At 60.4% G+C, this 19,105-nt stretch carries 19 protein-coding genes and 1 pseudogene; 9 read left to right on the top strand and 11 right to left on the bottom strand.

What is annotated here, in order from left to right; all coding sequences use genetic code 11:
• Window positions 1–117 precede the first annotated feature (117 nt).
• Window positions 118–360, bottom strand: coding sequence for a hypothetical protein (locus NJC40_RS27875; RefSeq protein ID WP_363321701.1), 243 nt, complete (start codon window positions 358–360; stop codon window positions 118–120).
• A gap of 49 nt (window positions 361–409) precedes the next feature.
• Between NJC40_RS27875 and NJC40_RS27870 the strand changes: the two genes are divergently transcribed.
• Complete coding sequence (locus NJC40_RS27870; protein WP_492180432.1) at window positions 410–1,471, top strand: RNA-guided endonuclease InsQ/TnpB family protein; 1,062 nt, start codon at window positions 410–412, stop codon at window positions 1,469–1,471.
• A 78-nt stretch (window positions 1,472–1,549) separates the two neighbouring features.
• On the opposite strand, the pseudogene NJC40_RS27865 reads toward NJC40_RS27870, so the two are convergent.
• The 3 genes and pseudogenes from NJC40_RS27865 to NJC40_RS27855 form a co-directional block, all read right to left on the bottom strand.
• A pseudogene (locus tag NJC40_RS27865) lies at window positions 1,550–1,906 on the bottom strand (Fic/DOC family protein); the annotation flags it as partial.
• Window positions 1,906–2,076, bottom strand: a complete 171-nt coding sequence (locus NJC40_RS27860; protein WP_253115134.1) for a YhfG family protein — start codon at window positions 2,074–2,076, stop codon at window positions 1,906–1,908. The gene NJC40_RS27860 and the pseudogene NJC40_RS27865, both read right to left, overlap by 1 nt.
• Before the next feature lie 187 nt (window positions 2,077–2,263).
• Window positions 2,264–5,179, bottom strand: a complete 2,916-nt coding sequence (locus NJC40_RS27855) for a ribonucleoside-diphosphate reductase subunit alpha (protein ID WP_253140678.1) — start codon at window positions 5,177–5,179, stop codon at window positions 2,264–2,266.
• 648 nt (window positions 5,180–5,827) lie between these two features.
• On the opposite strand from NJC40_RS27855, the gene NJC40_RS27850 reads away from it, so the two are divergent.
• The 3 genes from NJC40_RS27850 to fhuF are packed head-to-tail and all read left to right on the top strand — an operon-like array spanning window position 5,828 to window position 8,861.
• Window positions 5,828–6,556: a response regulator gene (locus NJC40_RS27850; RefSeq protein WP_253140679.1), complete on the top strand. Its 729-nt coding sequence runs from the start codon at window positions 5,828–5,830 to the stop codon at window positions 6,554–6,556.
• Entirely contained in the window at window positions 6,553–8,175 is a 1,623-nt protein-coding gene (locus NJC40_RS27845) for an ATP-binding protein (RefSeq protein WP_045482196.1), read from the top strand. The genes NJC40_RS27850 and NJC40_RS27845 overlap by 4 nt, the downstream gene beginning before the upstream one ends.
• Window positions 8,121–8,861, top strand: a complete 741-nt coding sequence (gene fhuF / locus NJC40_RS27840; RefSeq protein WP_492180593.1) for a siderophore-iron reductase FhuF — start codon at window positions 8,121–8,123, stop codon at window positions 8,859–8,861. Before NJC40_RS27845 ends, fhuF begins: the two co-directional genes overlap by 55 nt.
• A gap of 11 nt (window positions 8,862–8,872) precedes the next feature.
• Here the strand turns inward: fhuF and NJC40_RS27835 are convergent, their stop codons facing one another.
• On the bottom strand, window positions 8,873–9,598 hold the full coding sequence (locus tag NJC40_RS27835) for a 4'-phosphopantetheinyl transferase family protein (RefSeq protein WP_253140681.1): 726 nt from the start codon (window positions 9,596–9,598) through the stop codon (window positions 8,873–8,875).
• A 96-nt stretch (window positions 9,599–9,694) separates the two neighbouring features.
• The gene (locus tag NJC40_RS27830) at window positions 9,695–10,483 is read right to left on the bottom strand and encodes a dienelactone hydrolase family protein (protein WP_253140682.1); all 789 of its coding nucleotides are present in this window, start codon (window positions 10,481–10,483) and stop codon (window positions 9,695–9,697) included.
• Window positions 10,484–10,710: 227 nt separating this feature from the next.
• Between NJC40_RS27830 and NJC40_RS27825 the strand changes: the two genes are divergently transcribed.
• From NJC40_RS27825 to NJC40_RS27815, 3 genes are all read left to right on the top strand, one after another.
• Complete coding sequence (locus NJC40_RS27825) at window positions 10,711–11,388, top strand: response regulator (protein WP_045482183.1); 678 nt, start codon at window positions 10,711–10,713, stop codon at window positions 11,386–11,388.
• Window positions 11,385–12,731 (top strand): ATP-binding protein, encoded by a 1,347-nt coding sequence (locus NJC40_RS27820; protein WP_253140683.1) that lies wholly within the window; start codon window positions 11,385–11,387, stop codon window positions 12,729–12,731. Before NJC40_RS27825 ends, NJC40_RS27820 begins: the two co-directional genes overlap by 4 nt.
• Window positions 12,732–13,146: 415 nt before the next feature.
• Window positions 13,147–14,493 (top strand): dicarboxylate/amino acid:cation symporter, encoded by a 1,347-nt coding sequence (locus tag NJC40_RS27815; RefSeq protein WP_045482177.1) that lies wholly within the window; start codon window positions 13,147–13,149, stop codon window positions 14,491–14,493.
• 58 nt (window positions 14,494–14,551) lie between these two features.
• Here the strand turns inward: NJC40_RS27815 and NJC40_RS27810 are convergent, their stop codons facing one another.
• Both NJC40_RS27810 and NJC40_RS27805 read right to left on the bottom strand, forming a co-directional pair.
• Window positions 14,552–15,046: a SprT family zinc-dependent metalloprotease gene (locus NJC40_RS27810; RefSeq protein WP_253140684.1), complete on the bottom strand. Its 495-nt coding sequence runs from the start codon at window positions 15,044–15,046 to the stop codon at window positions 14,552–14,554.
• Between the two features lie 96 nt (window positions 15,047–15,142).
• Window positions 15,143–15,742 (bottom strand): Yip1 family protein, encoded by a 600-nt coding sequence (locus NJC40_RS27805; protein ID WP_253140685.1) that lies wholly within the window; start codon window positions 15,740–15,742, stop codon window positions 15,143–15,145.
• Window positions 15,743–16,011: 269 nt separating this feature from the next.
• Here NJC40_RS27805 and ttcA point away from each other — a divergent pair, with 269 nt between their 5' ends.
• On the top strand, window positions 16,012–16,836 hold the full coding sequence (gene ttcA, locus NJC40_RS27800) for a tRNA 2-thiocytidine(32) synthetase TtcA (RefSeq protein WP_045482168.1): 825 nt from the start codon (window positions 16,012–16,014) through the stop codon (window positions 16,834–16,836).
• Between the two features lie 6 nt (window positions 16,837–16,842).
• On the opposite strand, the gene NJC40_RS27795 is transcribed toward ttcA, so the two are convergent.
• Genes NJC40_RS27795 through arsC form a run of 3 tightly spaced genes read right to left on the bottom strand, consistent with a single transcriptional unit; the run spans window position 16,843 to window position 18,501 of the window.
• Complete coding sequence (locus NJC40_RS27795; protein WP_253140686.1) at window positions 16,843–17,514, bottom strand: DNA-3-methyladenine glycosylase I; 672 nt, start codon at window positions 17,512–17,514, stop codon at window positions 16,843–16,845.
• A gap of 37 nt (window positions 17,515–17,551) precedes the next feature.
• Window positions 17,552–18,151: an NAD(P)H:quinone oxidoreductase gene (wrbA, locus tag NJC40_RS27790; RefSeq protein WP_253140687.1), complete on the bottom strand. Its 600-nt coding sequence runs from the start codon at window positions 18,149–18,151 to the stop codon at window positions 17,552–17,554.
• Entirely contained in the window at window positions 18,148–18,501 is a 354-nt protein-coding gene (arsC, locus tag NJC40_RS27785) for an arsenate reductase (glutaredoxin) (protein ID WP_045482160.1), read from the bottom strand. Before arsC ends, wrbA begins: the two co-directional genes overlap by 4 nt.
• Window positions 18,502–18,630: 129 nt before the next feature.
• Between arsC and NJC40_RS27780 the strand changes: the two genes are divergently transcribed.
• Window positions 18,631–19,098, top strand: a complete 468-nt coding sequence (locus NJC40_RS27780; protein ID WP_253140688.1) for a TlpA family protein disulfide reductase — start codon at window positions 18,631–18,633, stop codon at window positions 19,096–19,098.
• Window positions 19,099–19,105: the final 7 nt, after the last annotated feature.

The raw sequence follows: 19,105 nt of genomic DNA, 5'->3' as shown, positions 1-19,105 counted from the left end.
AATTATTCTCGGCTGAGGTGATTTTGGCATTGGTAACGGTGAAGAAAGCTGACGGGTGTCAGGGGTTGCATGAGGTCAGGATTACTTGAGAGCTGAATGGACGGGTGACCAGCGGCTCTATTCGATTGCGTCACCTACGCATTGTTCAAATACGGCTTGCATTGCACGGTAATCGCACACGACGGAATTGATGTTGGCTTGTGTCCATTGATCAATACCGACGCCCCACCAGTCGATCTGGAAACCTGCATTGATGATGAGATGTTCGAACAGGATGCGTTGCGCTCTGCCGTTACCAAGCTGGCGCGAAAAGCCCCTTCCTTCAGGTGGGGGATGAAAGCGCCACCGCGAAGCGGTCATAGGGGTTAACATCCATAAAACCGCCCCTACTCTGTGTTTCATGACTGAAATGAAAGCGACCAGAACCCTCAAGGTTCGAGTGCGAGACAAGCATGCAGCGCAGTTGCGTGAGGCTTCTCGTGCTGTGAATTTTGTGTGGAACTACGTAAACGAGTTGAGTAGTCGCTCGATTCGTGAGCGTGGTCGTTTTCTGTCGGCGTTCGACATTCACAAGTACACCAACGGGGCCGGCAAAGACCTGGGACTGCACAGCCAATCGGTGCAGGCTGTTGCCGACGAATATGTCACACGGCGCAAGCAGTTCAAAAAGCGCCAGCTACGCTGGCGTTGCTCGGGCGGCGCTCGGCGCAGCCTGGGCTGGGTGCCCCTCAAGGCCGGCGCTGCTGTCTGGAAAAACGGCCAGGTCGTCTTCAACAGACAGCACTTCAAGGTCTGGGACAGCTACGGCCTGGCGGGCTTTAAATTCAGATCCGGCAGCTTCAACGAGGACAGCCGTGGACGTTGGTATTTCAACGTCGTGGTCGAGGTCGACCGGCAGTTATCGCCAGGCCAGGACGCGGTGGGTATCGACCTCGGACTGAAAACCACGGCCACCTGCAGCGACGGTGATCGCCTTGAAAGCGGTAGGTTCTACCGGGATCTGGAGAGCGCCCTGGGCACGGCCCAGCGTGCCGGCAAGAAGGCTCGTGTGCGGGCGATTCACGCCAGGATTGCGAACCGCCGCAAGGATGCCCTGCATAAGTTCAGCAACGCGCTGGTAGCGCGTTGTGGCGTCATTGTGGTGGGCGATGTGAACTCACTGAAACTCGCGAAAACCAGGATGGCCAAGTCGGTGCTGGACGCCGGCTGGGGTCAATTGAAAACCATGCTGGAATACAAATGCGATCACGCAGGCACGGTTTTCAAGGTTGTTAGCGAGAGAAACACCACCCAAACCTGTTCGAGCTGCAAGCAATTGCCGGACTCGAGGCCGAGAGGTATCGCAGGGCTTGGAATAAGGGAATGGACTTGTTGTGGGTGTGGTGCCACCCACGACCGCGACGTCAACGCCGCCAAGAACATTCTCGCGCTCGGGCATGAGCGTCCAGTTGTGGGAATCCCCGCCCTTTAGGACGGGGAGGATGTCAACATCACGGAAGGGATGAATCATATTAAGGTCGCCGAACATCTCGGCACCGGCAATGATCAGGCTTGCTCGGTCCAGACCTTGAAACCAGTTGGCATTGGCCAGGCTTTTGAAAAGCCGTTCAGCTTCTGGTTCTATGCGTGAGACCGTGCAGAAAAGCGTATTTCCATTGGAAATATCGATGGTGCGTAGCTGCCCAGCCCAGTCATAAATATCTGAAAACAGCTGGCGATGGATATTGCTCAAGTACTGAAGATCGTAAGGCGGTTGCCCGAACTCTATGCTGTCGGCAGCCAGTTCAGACAATTCAAGCTCTGCATGTTCCAGTATCTGCTCATCCTTCAAACCAAGTCGGTTACGCAGCAGGCTGGTACCTGGGTAGCAGTAAGGGTCTTGCCCTGTGCCATATTTATTCCGCATCACGCCGGATCAGCACGATAGATTTTCAGCAATTCTTCACGAGTTGGTCGTGCACTGTGCAAGTCGGCAGGCTTGCTATCGAAGCCTTCAAGCCGGAGGCTGGCAGCATAGTTGGAGCGACGCATCTTGGCGTAGTAAGCCTTTTTGGCTTGTAGTGAGGGAGCAGGCATGAGGGCGTTCTCGGACACTTCAAAGGCCTCAGTGTAGCGAAAAAAAGTGTATTGAGCGTCGGACAAACGCCGTTCCTGCGTGTATGAAAAAGCCGATACGACCAACGATTATCCGTTGAGCGTACCGGCTTTTTTCAGCACCTGAGGAGGCAGCCAACACAATGTATCGGCTGCACTCTATCGGTGCTTATTGACAAGCCTCGCAATCAGGCTCGTCGATGGCGCAGGCCTTCGGCACGGGTGCCGGGCCGGCCGGGGCCGCTTCGCTCGGGCGCGGGGCGGCGATGGCCGAGTCGTCCGGGCCGTGGCCACCGCTCGATACCGCGTTGAGCTTGCCGGTGGTGATGGTCGACTTCTCGGTGCTGGTCGCAGCCAGGGCACGGAGGTAGTAAGTGGTTTTCAGACCACGGTACCAGGCCATGCGGTAGGTCACGTCCAGCTTCTTGCCCGAAGCGCCGGCGATGTACAGGTTCAGCGACTGAGCCTGGTCGATCCACTTCTGGCGACGGCTGGCGGCGTCGACGATCCACTTGGTTTCGACTTCGAACGCGGTGGCGTACAGGTCTTTGAGCTCTTGCGGGATACGCTCGATCTGTTGCACGGAACCGTCGTAGTACTTAAGGTCGTTGATCATCACCGAGTCCCACAGGTCGCGGGCTTTCAGGTCGCGGACCAGGTACGGGTTGATCACGGTGAATTCGCCCGACAGGTTCGATTTCACGTACAGGTTCTGATAGGTCGGCTCGATGGACTGCGACACGCCGGTGATGTTGGCGATGGTCGCGGTCGGCGCGATGGCCATGATGTTCGAGTTACGGATACCTTTCTTGACGCGCTCGCGAACTGGCGCCCAGTCGAGGGTTTCTTTCAGATCGACATCGATGTACTTCTGGCCACGGGCTTCGATCAGGATCTGCTGCGAGTCCAGTGGCAGGATGCCCTTGCTCCACAGCGAGCCGTTGAAGGTCTCGTAGGCGCCGCGCTCGTCGGCCAGGTCGCAGGAAGCCTGGATGGCGAAGTAGCTGACCGCTTCCATCGAGGTGTCGGCGAACTGCACGGCAGCATCGGAACCGTAAGCAATGTGCTGCAGGTACAGCGCGTCCTGGAAGCCCATGATGCCCAGGCCGACCGGGCGGTGGCGCAGGTTGGAGTTACGCGCCTGCGGCACGGAGTAGTAGTTGATGTCGATCACGTTGTCGAGCATGCGCACGGCAACGTCTACGGTGCGCTTGAGCTTGGCGGTGTCGAGCTTGCCGTTAACGATGTGGTTCGGCAGGTTGATCGAGCCCAGGTTGCAGACCGCGATCTCGTCCTTGTTGGTGTTCAGGGTGATCTCGGTGCACAGGTTCGAGCTGTGGACCACGCCCACGTGCTGCTGCGGGCTGCGCAGGTTGCACGGGTCCTTGAAGGTCAGCCACGGGTGGCCGGTCTCGAACAGCATCGAGAGCATTTTGCGCCACAGGTCTTTGGCCTGGATGGTCTTGAACAGCTTGATCTTGCCAGGGTATTCGGTCAGGGCTTCGTAGTACTCGTAGCGCTCTTCGAAGGCTTTGCCGGTCAGGTCGTGCAGGTCCGGCACTTCCGATGGCGAGAACAGGGTCCACTTGCCGTCGTCGAAGACGCGCTTCATGAACAGGTCAGGGATCCAGTTGGCGGTGTTCATGTCGTGGGTACGACGACGGTCATCACCGGTGTTCTTGCGCAGCTCGATGAACTCTTCGATGTCCATGTGCCAGGTTTCCAGGTAGGCACAGACAGCGCCTTTGCGCTTGCCGCCCTGGTTGACCGCCACGGCGGTGTCGTTGACCACTTTCAGGAACGGCACGACGCCTTGTGACTTGCCGTTGGTGCCCTTGATGTAGGAGCCCAGTGCGCGTACCGGTGTCCAGTCGTTGCCCAGACCACCGGCAAACTTGGACAGCATGGCGTTGTCGTGGATCGCGTGGTAGATGCCCGACAGGTCATCCGGCACGGTGGTCAGGTAGCAGCTCGACAGCTGCGGACGCAGGGTGCCGGCGTTGAACAGGGTCGGGGTCGACGACATGTAGTCGAACGACGACAGCAGGTTGTAGAACTCGATGGCGCGGTCTTCACGCTGCTTCTCTTCGATGGCCAGGCCCATGGCCACGCGCATGAAGAACACCTGCGGCAGTTCGAAACGGATACCGTCCTTGTGGATGAAGTAGCGGTCGTACAGGGTCTGCAGGCCCAGGTAGGTGAACTGCTGGTCACGCTCGTGGTTGATCGCCTTGCCGAGTTTTTCCAGGTCGAAGCCGGCCAGTGCCGGGTCGAGCAGCTCGAACTTGATACCGGCGGCAACATAGGCCGGCAGGGCCTTGGCGTACAGGTCGGCCATTTCGTGGTGGGTGGCGCTCTCGGCCACGTCCAGGAAGCTCAGGGCTTCGGCGCGCAGGGTGTCGAGCAGCAGGCGGGCGGTCACGTACGAGTAGTTCGGCTCGCGCTCGACCAGGGTCCGGGCGGTCATTACCAGGGCGGTGTTGACGTCCTTGATGGCCACGCCGTCGTACAGGTTTTTCAGGGTGTCGTTCTGGATCAGGTTGGCGTCGACTTCGGCCAGCCCTTCACAGGCTTCGCTGACGATGGTGTGCAGGCGCGCCATGTCCAGCGGCTCAAGACTGCCATCGGCACGGGTGATGCGGATGCTTGGGTGCGGCTTGACGGCGGTGTCGGCAGCGGCGCGGCCGGCACGTTCCTTGGCGCGCGAATCACGGTAGATCACGTAGTCACGGGCAACTTTCTGCTCGCCGGCACGCATCAGCGCCAGTTCGACCTGATCCTGGATTTCTTCGATGTGGATAGTGCCGCCCGATGGCATGCGACGCTTGAAGGTGGTGGTGACCTGTTCGGTCAGGCGCGCCACGGTGTCGTGGATGCGCGACGACGCGGCGGCGGTGCCGCCTTCAACTGCAAGAAACGCCTTGGTGATGGCCACGGTGATCTTGTCGTCGGTGTAAGGAACGACAGTACCGTTACGCTTGATGACACGCAATTGACCGGGGGCAGTGGCGCTCAGGTCCTGTTGGGCCTGGGCGGGTTGCGGCGCAGCGGTCGGCTGGTTCTCGCGAGTTGTGTCTGTCTGCATGGGGGGCTCCACATTTTTAAGTATGTTCGGGCATTGCTGCCCACCGTGGCCGGCTTTTGGCCGGTTTGAGGAAGGCTGTGCGCGTTCCCCGGCTTTAAATCAAAAAGGCAGCGGGTTGGCACGCTGCCTGGAAATCTCTGGATAGTGCATATTCGATGTTGCAGGACGTGCAGTGCAGCGTGCCGATTACATCGGGCCATTCGCGCGAGCGGTTTGGCTACGGATCCTGCGTTTAGTTCAACTCCACAAATTCAAGTTAAAGGGCTTGAAAACCTGCCTCGAATTGTGTTCACGGTTTTTTGGTCCAAACCCTACATCTAGGGTCTGTCCAGGAAAGGAGATACAAGATAATGCGTTTCTAGCCTCAGTTCAACGCACTGCCTGTGGATAAACTTGTGCACAGTTTGTGCATTGCGGGGTGTATAACGCGGTCCAGCCCGCAGCCTCTGTACGTTGAACCGTTGGTCGCTGTTTTTTTTCTGGCTGCACTGGCGGTGGGTGCAATTTTGTGGGCGCGAACCCTATCACAAAAAAACAACTCGGCAAGTCCTCCGGCACCTCGTCTGCTACCGCCGCCACCGGGCAACTGACGCTGGGGCAAAGCCTGCGGCATTGCTACACTCGCGGCAGTGCTGAGGGAGGTTGCGCATGGCTGATGAATCCTGGCGGGTGCTGATCGTCGAAGACGACCAGCGGCTGGCCGAACTGACCCGTGATTACCTGCAAGCCAATGGCCTTGAGGTCAGCCTTGAGGGCGATGGCGCGCGGGCTGTAGCGCGGATCATCGAGATGCAGCCGGACCTGCTGATTCTCGATCTGATGCTGCCCGGCGAAGACGGCCTGAGCATTTGCGCCAGGGTCCGCCCGTACTATGCCGGGCCGATTCTGATGCTCACCGCACGGACCGATGACAGTGACCAGGTACAAGGGCTGGACACCGGGGCCGATGACTTTGTCTGCAAACCGGTGCACCCGCGGGTGCTGCTGGCGCGGGTCCATGCGCTGTTACGTCGCAGCGAGCCGACCCCGCCAAGTGCCCAGCAGCGGGTGAGTTTCGGCCCGTTGCAGGTCGACAGCGGGTTGCGCGAGGCATTGCTGCATGGCCAGCTCATCGAGTTGACTGCCGCCGAGTTCGACCTGTTGTGGCTGTTGGTCAGCAATGCCGGGCGCATTTTGTCTCGGGAAGAGATTTTCACCGCCCTGCGCGGGGTCGGCTACGACGGCCAGGACCGCTCTATCGATGTACGCATTTCCCGTATCCGCCCGCGGATCGGCGACGATCCTGAACACCCGCGGCTGATCAAGACGGTGCGCAACAAGGGATATCTGTTCGTGGCCGAAGCGGCCCGTCAACTGACCCTGCTGAACCCCGCATGAACGCCATTTTCCTGCGTATCTATGGCGGCATGCTGGGGGTGCTGATTCTGGTGGCGCTGCTTGGCACGTTGTCGCTGCATGTGCTTAACCAGCAGCGCGGCGAGCAATACCGTGAACGCATGGCCCATGGCACCTTCGCTCTGATGGGCGACAATCTGGCGACCATGAACGATCTCCAGCGCCAGCGGGCCCTGGCGATCTGGGAGCGTCTGTTAGGTATTCCGCTGAGCCTGCAGACGCCTGACCAGGCACAACTGGACAGCAGCGCGCGCAGCCGTTTGCTGCGAGGCCAGGTGGTGGTCGAACAGACCGGGCCGCACGCGGCCAAGGTCTATCGCCAACTCAGTGTCAATGAGCCTTTATTGCTGACTGGCGAGGTGCAGCAGATCACCGAGCAGTTGGCGCGAGCCACCCTGTATTTGCTGAGCGATGAACTGGTGCGCGCGCCGGCCGCAGAGCAGCCAGCGCGTTTGCAGGCCTTGAAAGCCGACAAGGGCTTCGGTTTCGATTTGCAACTGTTGCCTCTGGACCTGGCTGACCTGGACGACGATCAGCGCCGGCGCATCTATGAAGGCGATACGGTGATGGCGCTGGGCAAGGGCGGTGATTCGATCCGGGTGCTGTCTGGCATCGTTGACACCCAATGGGTGCTGGAGCTGGGGCCGCTGTACCAGATGCGGCCATACCCGACCGACGTGCTGGTGGGCATTGCACTGTTGGGTTTGTGCTTTATCGGCCTGGTGGTTTATTGGCTGGTGCGCCGCCTGGAGCGCCGGGTGCAGGCGCTGGAGGCTGCCGCCACGCTGATCGCCCAAGGCAGTTTGCAGACCCGCGTGCCCAGCAGCGGCAACGACTCGGTCGGCAGGCTGGCCACGGCGTTCAACAGCATGGCCGAGCATTTGCAGCGCTCCCTGACCATCCAGCGGGAACTGGTGCGTGCCGTCTCGCACGAATTACGCACACCGGTGGCGCGCCTGCGCTTTGGCCTGGAGATGGTCCAGGATGCCGAAAGCCCCGAAGCGCGACACAAATACATGATCGGCATGGACAACGACATTCAGGACCTCGACAAGCTGGTCGACGAGATGCTGACCTACGCGCGTCTGGAGCAGGGCGCGCCGACCCTGGATTTCCAGCGGGTCGATCTTGAAAGCCTGATCGATCAGGTGATTGCCGAGCTGGCGCCGCTGCGCGCCCAGGTGCGGGTCGCCCGTGGTGTCTGTCGGATCGACCCCGAGGACAGCAATGCCTGGGTCGAGGCCGAACCGCGTTATCTGCGCCGTGCCGTGCAGAACCTGGTGAGCAATGCCATGCGCCATGCCGAGTCGCGGGTCAGCATCAGTTTCCGGGTCGAGGATGGCCGCTGCCGGCTTGACGTCGAGGATGATGGCCCGGGTGTGCCGGAAAGTGCCTGGGAGCGGATCTTTACCCCCTTCATGCGTCTGGACGACAGCCGCACCCGCACCTCAGGCGGTCATGGCCTGGGGTTGTCCATCGTGCGGCGCATTATCAATTGGCATCAGGGGCGGGCCTTGATCGGCCGTAGCGAGCGGTTGGGCGGTGCCTGTTTCAGCCTGGCCTGGCCGCGCGTGCAGACCGCAGAAAAGGTCGAGCCGTGATGCTGCACGTTGCCGCTCAGCTACAGCCGTTCATGCAACATATCGTGGCCGAGGATGACCAGCGTCCGCTGTTGACGCTGGCTGAACTGCTGCAGCCGCAGCGTCTGGAGGCTCTGCTGTTGAATCTCTATGGCGCGCACTTGATGCCGCAGCAGCGAGATGTGCTGGTCTCGCAGTGGGCCAAGTACGGCTTCATGCTGGTGATCCCGCCGCTGCTGGTGGCCTCGATAACCCAGGACTGGCATTGGCCGTTGGGGCTTGAGCAGGTGGCGGTGGCACTTGATGAGCGGGGTATCCCGACCGGGGTGAAGTTTCTTGCCGCAGGTGCTGTGTTGGCAGCGCCGGGTGGTGATCCTTTGCAGTGCTTTGCCGACCTGCTGGATGACTTGCTGACCCCGTTGGTCAATGCCCTGAGCGCTTATGGCGGTGTGCCGCGGACGGTGTTGTGGAGCAGCGCCGGGGAAGCTCTGGAACACTGCCTGATTCGTCTTGACGCGCCGCTCGCGGAAAAAGGCTGGCCGCTACTGAGCCAGCGGCTGAAGGCTGACGGGCGTCGCAACCCGTTGTACCAGACCATTGTTTATACCCCCCGCCGCCAGCGCCGCAGCTGTTGCCTGAGTCATCGGGTCGAGTGGGTCGGGCGCTGTGAGTATTGCCCGTTGCCGACGGGCTCAAAGCCGCCGTAAACCTTCGTCCTTCACGCCGCCACGGCCACCAGACTCAGCAGATGGTCGTCATGCAGGCAAAATTGCCCCTGCAGCACTGCATCGTGCTGCCATTGTTCCGACAGGTCGCACAGCAGACCGAGACGCACCCGGCCGTCAATCGACCAGTCCAGTACCTGCGCATCTTCGAAGTAGAAGCGTTTGCCAACCAGCGGATACAGCGCCTTGAACAACGCCTCCTTGATCGAAAAGGTCAGGGTCACGCACAGCGCCAGTTGCTCCTCTGGCAACTGTTGCAGACGGGCCAGTTCGTCTGCGGTAAGGATTTCTCCGGCCAGGCGGCTGGCGCGCTCATGGCTGAGCAGGCTTTCTGCATCCAGGCCCAGGCTGCGCCAGTGCGTGCGCGATGCAACGATGGCCGCTGCCCAGCCGGTGCTGTGGGTGATCGAACCACAGACATCGGCAGGCCAGACCGGTGCGCGATCCTCGCCGATGGCGGGCACATAGAGACGCCGGTCAAGCTGCTGCAAGGCCTGACGGGCACACAGGCGCCCGGCGAGAAATTCAGCCTGACGCTTGGCCACCGAACGCTGGATGCTGGCCGGTGGCTCGATATTGCACAGTGACCAGTCGCTGGGGGCGAGTTGCTGCGGGTCGAATGATCCGCTAATTAATACCACCCCTGATAGCGTTTCCGGCAGAGGCCAGTGCAGCGTGAGATCAGGGCAGCAGGCGGGGAGGGGCAGATGTGCAGTCATGGTCTTGTGTCGTCGGTTACGGGCGTAGGAGCGGCTTTAGCCGCGAATGGCCATATTCCATTCGCGGCTAAAGCCGCTCCTACGGTGTTGGGGCTGTCAGCCAAAAATCTTCTTGAAGAACGTCTGCATGTCGGCCCACGAGCTTTGGTCGGCGGCTTTGTTATAGCCAATGTCCGGCCCGCCATGCTCACCGTGGCTCAGGCGGTCCGCGTCAGGATTGGTGAAGCCGTGTTTGGCGCCTTCGATGCTGACGAACTTGTAGTCGGCCTTGGCCGCGTCCATTTCCTGTTTGAAGGCCGCGACCTGTTCGGCGGTGACCATGCTGTCGCTGGCGCCATGTTCCACCAGCATGGGAACTTTGATGCCTGGCTTGGCCGGGCTCTGGGTGGCCAGGGCGCCGTGGAAGCTCACCACGCCCGCCAGCGGTTCACCACGGCGGGCGGCGTCCAGCACCACCTTGCCGCCGAAGCAGTAGCCAATGGCGGCAATTTTGGCCGGGTTGGTCTGCGGCTGTTTCTTGAGTTGCTCAAGGCCGGCGTCGAAGCGCTTGCTGGAGGCGTCGCTGTCTTTGAGCGCGGCCTGCATGAATGCCAGGGCGTCCTTGGGGTGTTCGGTGTTCTTGCCATCGCCATACATGTCGATGGCCAGCGCGCTGTAGCCCAGTTGCGCCAGGTCGCGGGCGCGGCGCTTGGCATAGTCGTTCAGCCCCCACCATTCGTGGACCACCAGAACGCCTGGGCGCTGGCCAGTGATCGCGTCATCGTAAGCGTAGTAGCCGACCAGTTGCGTACCGTCAGCACTCCGGTAATTGATCTGCTCGGTCTTTACCGCCGCCTGCGCCAGCCCGGCCAGGCCCATCAAGGTCAACGCAATCCAGACACGCATGGGCAATTCCTTTTCTGCAAGAGTGGGGGAGCGCACAGCCTAGCCGATTTGCCCGTTCAGGTGTGTCATGGGTGTGCCGCAGGTGTTCAGTCGGGGTTCAGCGCTGGCCTATTACCGTAGTCGCAGCAAGGTCGTTATGATGCCTGCCATGGAACCGGCGGTTACCGGGTGATCATGACGATCGCCGTTTTTTGTCCTGAGGGTGCAGCCGCATCCGGGAGAGCTGCATGAAGTTGTTGGTGGTCGAGGACGAGGCGCTGTTGCGCCATCACTTGTATACGCGCCTGAGCGAGGCCGGACACGTGGTGGAAGCGGTGGCCAATGCCGAGGAGGCGCTGTATCAGGTCGGGCAATTCAATCATGACCTGGCAATTATCGATCTGGGCCTGCCAGGCCTGGGCGGGCTGGATCTGATTCGTCAGTTGCGCACCCTGGGCAAGGCCTTTCCGATCCTGATCCTCACCGCGCGTGGCAACTGGCAGGACAAGGTCGAAGGCCTGGCTGCCGGCGCCGATGATTACGTGGTCAAACCCTTCCAGTTCGAAGAGCTGGAGGCGCGGCTCAATGCGCTGTTGCGCCGCTCCAGCGGTTTTATCCAGTCGACCATCACCGCCGGCCCCTTGCTGCTTGACCTCAACCGCAAGCAGGCCACCCTGCAAGAGCAGCCGCTGGCGCTGACGGCCTACGAATACCGTATCCTGGAATACCTGATGCTCCATCACCAGCAGGTGGTGCCCAAAGAGCGTTTGATGGAGCAGCTGTACCCTGACGATGATGAGCGCGATCCGAACGTGATCGAAGTGCTGGTCGGCCGCCTGCGCCGCAAGCTCGACACCGCTGCAGCGTTCAAACCCATCGAAACCGTGCGCGGCATGGGCTATCTGTTCACTGAGCGCTGCACATGATCCGTTCGCTGCGCCTGCGCTTGATGCTGGGGGCAGCGACCCTCGCGGTCATTTTCATGTTGTTGATGCTGCCGGCATTGCAAAGCGCCTTTAGCCTGGCGCTGCGTGGCGCCATCGAGCAGCGCCTGGCTGCCGATGTGACCACCATGATTTCCGCGGCGCGGGTCGAGAGCGGCGGTTTGATGATGCCTTCTTTATTGCCGGGCGAGCAGTTCAACCTGCCGGGCAGCCGTCTGCACGGCTATATCTTCAACCGTCAGGGCCAACTGGTCTGGCGTTCGCTGGCCAGTGAAGGCGAAGAGCTCGATTACCGCCCTGAATATGACGGCCTGGGCAGCAAGTTCAACCGGATCAAGACCGACAACGGCAACGAGTTTTTCGTCTACGACGTGGAAATCCGTCTGTTGGGCGGGCGTAATGCGGCGTTCAGCATCGTCGCCGTGCAGCCGTTGCACGGCTACCAGGAAACCGTTGGCCAATTGCGCAAAAAGCTTTATCTGGGCTTCGGTGGCGCCCTGATCGTACTGCTTGGCCTGCTGTGGCTAGGCCTGACCTGGGGCCTGAAGGCGCTCAAAGGCGTCAGCCGCGAGCTTGACCAGGTGGAAGCCGGCGAGCGGGAAAGCCTCAGCGAGAACCACCCCAGCGAACTGCTGCGCCTGACCGGCTCGCTCAACCGCCTGTTACGCAGTGAGCGTGAACAGCGGATTCGTTATCGCGACTCGCTGGGTGATCTGGCCCATAGCCTCAAAACACCGTTGACCGTCTTGCAGGGCGTCAGCGAAACCATTGCCAAGCGCCCGCAAGACCTTGAGCAGGCGCGGGTGCTGCAAACCCAGATCGAGCGCATGAGCCAGCAGATCGGCTACCAGTTGCAGCGTGCCAGCCTGCGCAAGAGCGGCCTGGTCCGGCATTACGTCGCACTGCGGCCGGTGGTCGAGAGCCTGTGCAACACCTTGCAGAAGGTTTACCGCGACAAAACGGTCAATGTCACCCTGGACTTGCCGGAGCACTGCCAGGTGCCCATGGAAGAGGCTGCCCTGATGGAGTTGCTCGGCAACCTGCTGGAGAACGCCTACCGGCTGTGCCTGGGCGAGGTGCGTATCAGTTTCATGGCGCTGGAGTCTGGCGACGAACTGTGTGTTGAAGATGACGGCCCCGGTGTGCCAGCCAGCCAGCGCGCGCGCATTCTGCAGCGCGGCGAGCGCCTGGACCGGCAGAACCCCGGGCAGGGCATTGGTCTTGCGGTGGTCAAGGACATCATCGAAAGCTACAGCGCACAATTGACCCTGGATGAGTCGCCGTTGGGCGGTGCGCTGTTTCGCATTCACTTCACCGCCGAGTGACTGGCGTATTTCCGCCAACGCTGGCATGGCAGGCCCACCGGCACTGGCCGCTCAGGCAGGCCGCGCCACAGGCAGATTGCGCTTGTCGGCCAGCAGGGCGCTGACGGGCGTGCAGCGCTAAAGCGTGCTGCTCAGGGCGCAGGCGGATACCCGCCACTGTTAAGCCGTCAACCTCTAAAACAGGCGGAAATCCGCCACCCATTTTTCTCAAGAGCATCTAGTGTCAATGCTGAGCGCCTTGTCTGGCGCGGGTTCTGCGGTAAATAACCGAACGTGGCACGGCCATTGCTATACAACCGGCAGAGGCCTGCTACGCGCAGCTCGACACAACAAATCCCTCCAGTGCAGGAGGGTTAGCGCTTTATAGGCAACACGCGCACCGGATAGTGCCGTGAAGCCCTTGAGGATAACTGCAATGACGACTCGTCAGCCTATCTACAAAACCCTGTACTTCCAGGTCATCGTGGCCATCGTGATCGGTATCCTGATCGGTCACTTCTACCCGCAGACCGGCGAAGCCTTGAAGCCGCTGGGTGATGGCTTCATCAAACTGATCAAGATGGTCATCGCGCCCATCATCTTCTGTACTGTAGTGAGCGGCATCGCCGGCATGCAGAACATGAAGTCGATCGGCAAGACTGGCGGTTACGCGCTGCTGTATTTCGAAATCGTTTCGACCCTGGCCCTGATCATCGGCCTGGTCGTCGTCAACGTGGTCAAACCGGGCGTTGGCATGAACATCGACCCGACCACTCTGGACGCTTCCAAGATCGCCGCCTATGTAACGGCGAGTAAGGACCAGAGCATCGTTGGTTTCATCCTCAACGTGATTCCGAACACCATCGTCGGCGCCTTCGCCAACGGCGACATCCTGCAAGTGCTGATGTTCTCGGTGATCTTCGGTTTCGCCCTGCATCGCCTGGGTGCTTACGGTCGTCCGGTACTGGACTTCATCGATCGCTTCGCACACGTGATGTTCAACATCATCAACATGATCATGAAGCTGGCGCCTATCGGTGCGTTCGGTGCCATGGCCTTCACCATCGGTAAATACGGTGTCGGCACCCTGGTTCAGCTCGGTCAGTTGATGCTGTGCTTCTACATCACCTGCTTCCTGTTCGTGATGCTGGTCCTGGGCGGTATCTGCCGTGCCCACGGTTTCACCATCTCCAGGGTGATTCGCTACATCCGTGAAGAGCTGCTGATCGTACTGGGTACTTCCTCGTCGGAATCGGCCCTGCCACGTATGCTGATCAAGATGGAGCGCCTGGGTGCACAGAAGTCGGTCGTGGGTCTGGTTATCCCGACTGGCTACTCGTTCAACCTGGACGGCACCTCGATCTACCTGACCATGGCTGCTGTGTTCATCGCTCAGGCGACCAACACCGAAATGGACATCACCCACCAGATCACCCTGCTGCTGGTGCTGCTGCTGTCCTCCAAAGGTGCTGCTGGTGTGACCGGTAGTGGCTTCATCGTGTTGGCTGCAACCCTGTCGGCCGTAGGCCACCTGCCGGTTGCCGGTCTGGCGCTGATCCTGGGTATCGACCGCTTCATGTCCGAAGCCCGCGCCCTGACCAACCTGGTGGGTAACGCGGTTGCCACTCTGGTTGTTGCCAAGTGGGTCGGCGAGCTGGACAACGACAAACTGCAATCCGAGCTGGCCTCGGGCGGTTCGGCAATCATCGAAACCCGTCATGAAGATGACCTGGGTGTCGCTGAAGGCCCGGCTCCGGTGAGCACCACCAAGCCAACCGTCTGATCATCGATCGGATCTGAAAAAGCCCATCTTCGGATGGGCTTTTTCGTTGCTGCCGGTTCTATTCAATGCGGGTCTCGCCGCTGAACACCAGGGTCTGACGACAACGGCGACACAGGTAGCGGCGGCCCTGGACCACCATGCGATGGCGCTGTGCTGTGAATGCAAAATCGCTCTGCGGGCATGGGCAGCGGTAGATGTAACGGGTCACCTGCCGCCGCTCCACGGCATAGGTATGGCAGCGGTTGGGCGGTAGCTCATACACGCCGCGCATGATCAGTTGCCATTCCTCCCCATGGGGCTGGATCTTGCTGCCAAACAACTGATGAGCGATCAGGTGAGCCACTTCATGAGGGACGGTCTGGCGCAGGAAGTCTTCGCGGTTTTCCTGATATAGCTTAGGGTTGAAGCGCAGCAGGTTTTCCTGCAGATGGGCAACCCCCGCCTTCTGCCCGCGCAGCTTGAAACTCACCGAGGGGCGCTTGAACGGACGTTTGAAAAAGGCTTCGGCTTTTTGATAACAGGCTTCTACGTGGGACTTCAGTAGCTCGGGCATGCGTGACGACTCTCCAGTGGCGCCCAGTATGCCGCAAGGCGGGCGCCGACTGAAAATCCCGACACTGGCTACTCGTCGGGAGGGTTACACTGCCTGTCAGGTCGTATATTGCGGCCCGGCGCCCAGCCCCCAGAGCACCACGGTAAAGGCCATGATCGCCACCAGCACCACCAGGCCTACCGACAGGATGGAGCTTGAAAACATGAAGCCCTCTTCGGCCGAGACGTCCATGAACGTTGGCAGGCCGCTGTACAGCAGATACACCGTGTAGCTGATCGCTGCAGTGCCCACTATGAGCCCCAGCCACAGGTGCGGATAAAGCGCTGCCACGCCGCCAATGAACAGCGGTGTCGCGGTGTAGGTGGCAAACGCGATACAGCGCGCCAGGCTCGGGTCGGCATCATAGGTGCGAGCCATCCAGTGGATGAAACCGCCCATGATCGCCACGCCGGCCAACAGGGTCAGGTAAGACATCATTGCCATGCCCAAGGCACTGGCCTGAGTGAGCATGACCGGCGCACGCTCGCCGATCGTCCAGCCGACCTGCGTGGTGCCGATATAGGCGCATAACGGTGGGATCACCGCCAATAGCAGGGTGTGAGTGAGATAGATATGACGAATGCTTTCGTCTTCTGTGCGGATTTGTTGCCACTCACGCTCCGGATGGGTGAACAGACCCCAGACATGATTGATCACGGTGTCCTCCTCGCAGTTAGCGCCTGCAGTGGCATGGCGCCGCCAACCACCTGATTCAGGCCTCACATTAAAAGTATAGAAGTGCCGCACAGCCGGTGCGCTGCTGCTTAGAGCGATTGGTGATCTGCAACACGTCGTTAATGCCATGCATGGAGGTTCAATGATGCTGACGATGTGCGTAAAATGTCGGCCCTTTCGGCGGTCTTGCGCGACATTTTCCTTGTTCAGGCCCCTTTGTAGAAACCTTGCCAGCGGAAACCACCAGCATCATGGGCACTCTTTCAGTCAATCAGAACAAACTGCAGAAACGCCTGCGTCGGCTGGCCGGCGAGGCTGTCAGCGATTACAACATGATCGAGGACGGCGACAAGGTCATGGTCTGTCTGTCCGGCGGCAAGGACAGCTACACCATGCTCGACGTGCTGATGCACCTGCAGAAGGTGGCGCCGATCAAGTTCGATATCGTCGCGGTGAACATGGACCAGAAGCAGCCCGGCTTTCCCGAGCATGTGTTGCCGGCTTATCTGGAAACCCTGGGCATCGAGTATCACATTGTCGAGAAAGACACCTACTCGGTGGTCAAGGAACTGGTGCCGGAGGGCAAAACCACCTGCTCGCTGTGCTCGCGCCTGCGTCGCGGCACGCTGTACACCTTTGCCGATGAAATCGGCGCGACCAAGATGGCCTTGGGGCATCACCGCGACGACATCGTCGAGACGTTCTTCCTCAACATGTTCTTCAACGCCTCGCTCAAGGCCATGCCGCCCAAGCTGCGCTCCGACGACGGCCGTAATGTGGTGATCCGCCCTCTGGCTTACTGCCATGAGAAGGACATCCAGGCCTATTCGAACTTCAAGGGCTTCCCGATCATCCCGTGCAACCTGTGTGGTTCTCAGGAAAACCTGCAACGCCAGGTGGTCAAGGACATGCTTCAGGATTGGGAGCGCAAGACCCCGGGCCGGGTCGAGAACATCTTCCGTGCCCTGCAGAACGTTCAGCCTTCGCAACTGGCCGACCGCAACCTGTTCGACTTCAGCAGCCTGCGCATGGACGAAAGCGCGGCGTCGCGCTTCGTCAATGTGGTCAATCTCTGAGCCGACTCAGTGGTTGACGGTATAGGCCAGCATCGCTGACAACTGACACAGTGGCCGGCCACTCTCGGCCTGCCACTGGTTGAATGCGGCCTGGACAATGGTCATGTCGCGTTTGCTGGACGGCACCTTGTCGACAATGTCCTGCGCATTGAGGGCAGCGACCACATCGTTGCTCGGCACGAAGGTGTCCTTGCCGATCATGCGCAGAAAGCGCGGCGCCGACAAACCGCCCATCTGGCTGCCATGCTTGCTCAGGTACTGCCACAGCCCGGTAATGTCCTCCACCGGCCATTGGGCGATGAAGTTGCCGAAGCTGCCGTGCTCCTGAGCGATATCCAGCACCAATTGGGCATTGCGTGGCACGCTTTTGAGCTTGCCGAGGTGGCGAATGATGCGGGTGTCCTGCATCAGCCGCTCCAGATGGTCGGCGCCCATCAGCACCACCTTTTCCGGGTCAAAACCGAAAAACACCTGCTCAAAGGCCGGCCACTTGGCATCGACCAGGCTGTGCTTGAGCCCGGCGCGAAACACCCGCAGGGCCAGGGTCGACAGGTAGCGGTCATCGCCGATGGCCTTTAATTGCTCTGGCGTTCTGGGCTGCGGCAATTGCGCCTCAAGCGCCTTGGCCGAGCCAAAGCGGTTCAGGCAATACTCATGGAGCCATTTGTAGTCTTGCATTCGAACTCCAGGCTTATAGATTTGCGGGTTTGGCCTTCTACGCCGCGCTCAGCAACGACGCGGTCCGCGCCAGGCGTTGGCCCAGGGCGCGGCACAGTTCGATCTCGTGTTTGTCCAGCGGACGTTTGCCGTCGGGGCCGGCGTGATGGCTGGCGCCGTACGGTGTGCCGCCACCGGCGGTTTCCAGCAGCGCCGACTCGCTGTAGGGCAGGCCGGTGATCAGCATGCCGTGGTGCAGCAGCGGCAGCAGCATCGACATCAAAGTGGTTTCCTGGCCGCCGTGCAGGCTGGCGGTGGAGGTAAACACACTGGCGGGTTTGCCGACCAGCGCACCGGTCAGCCACAGATTGCTGGTGCCGTCGAGAAAGTACTTGAGCGGCGCAGCCATGTTGCCGAAGCGCGTCGGGCTGCCGAGGGCCAGGCCTGCGCACTGTTTGAGATCGTCCAGAGTGGCATAAGGCGCGCCGCTTTCCGGGATATCCGGGGCGCTGGCTTCGCAGTCGGCCGACACCGCCGGTACGGTGCGCAGCCGTGCTTCCAGGCCGCCCATCTCGATACCGCGGGCAATTTGCCGGGCCATCTCGCTGGTCGAACCATTACGGCTGTAGAACAACACCAGAATGTAAGGTGCACTCACGGCAGCAACTCCAGCAGCTTTTCGGTGGGGCGACCAATTGCCGCACGATCACCGGCGACCAGAATCGGTCGTTCGATCAATTTCGGGTGGCTGGCCATGGCGCCAATCAACTGCTCATCGCTCAACGCCGGGTCGGCCAGGTTCAGCTCCTTGTATTCGTCTTCACCGCTGCGCAGCAGCTGGCGCGGGGCGATTCCCAGCTTGCCGAGCAGGTCGCGCAACTGCGCTGCATCGGGCGGGGTTTGCAAATAAAGGACTACTTCAGGAGTCAGGCCGCGGGCTTGCAGCAGCTCCAGCGCCGCGCGGGATTTTGAGCAACGCGGGTTGTGATAAAGCTTCAGATCAGTCATTTGCGGGTCGCATCTTGTAGAGTGTGGCGCGTATTCTAACTGCGCGGTGTGCTGGATCGACATATACAGTGCCGATTGCACGCATCAAGTGTCATATGAGTTTGGTTTGACGAAAGAAGGAAAGTTTCGATGGCAAGGCGATTAGTGGCAACGTTGGCACTGCTCGGCAGTATCTTGCTCAGTGGTTGTGGTATGGACCTGGGCACTGACCAGAATGGTCAGAAAGTGACCAGTGAGCGCATCGACAAGCACTGGCTGGTGATCAATTACTGGGCTGAATGGTGCGGGCCGTGCCGGGTCGAGATCCCGGAACTGAACCACCTGGCCGAACAGCTCAAGGACCAGAAGGTCACCGTATTGGGGGTCAACTTCGACAACCTGCAAGGCGATGAGCTGAAAAAGGCTTCCGATGCATTGGGCATCAAGTTCACCGTACTGGCTCAGGACCCGGCCGAGCGCTATGAATTCCCGCCTGCCGAAGCCCTGCCGGTGACCTACATCATCGATGACAAAGGCAAACTGCGTGAGCAGTTGCTGGGCGAACAGACCGCCGCCGGCCTGACCGCCAAACTCAAGGCGCTGCGCGGCGAGGGCTGACGCTGCT

The sequence above is a fragment of the Pseudomonas sp. 21LCFQ02 genome, from assembly GCF_024129895.2.
Taxonomy (GTDB): domain Bacteria; phylum Pseudomonadota; class Gammaproteobacteria; order Pseudomonadales; family Pseudomonadaceae; genus Aquipseudomonas.
This window is presented reverse-complemented; position numbering and strand designations above follow the sequence as displayed.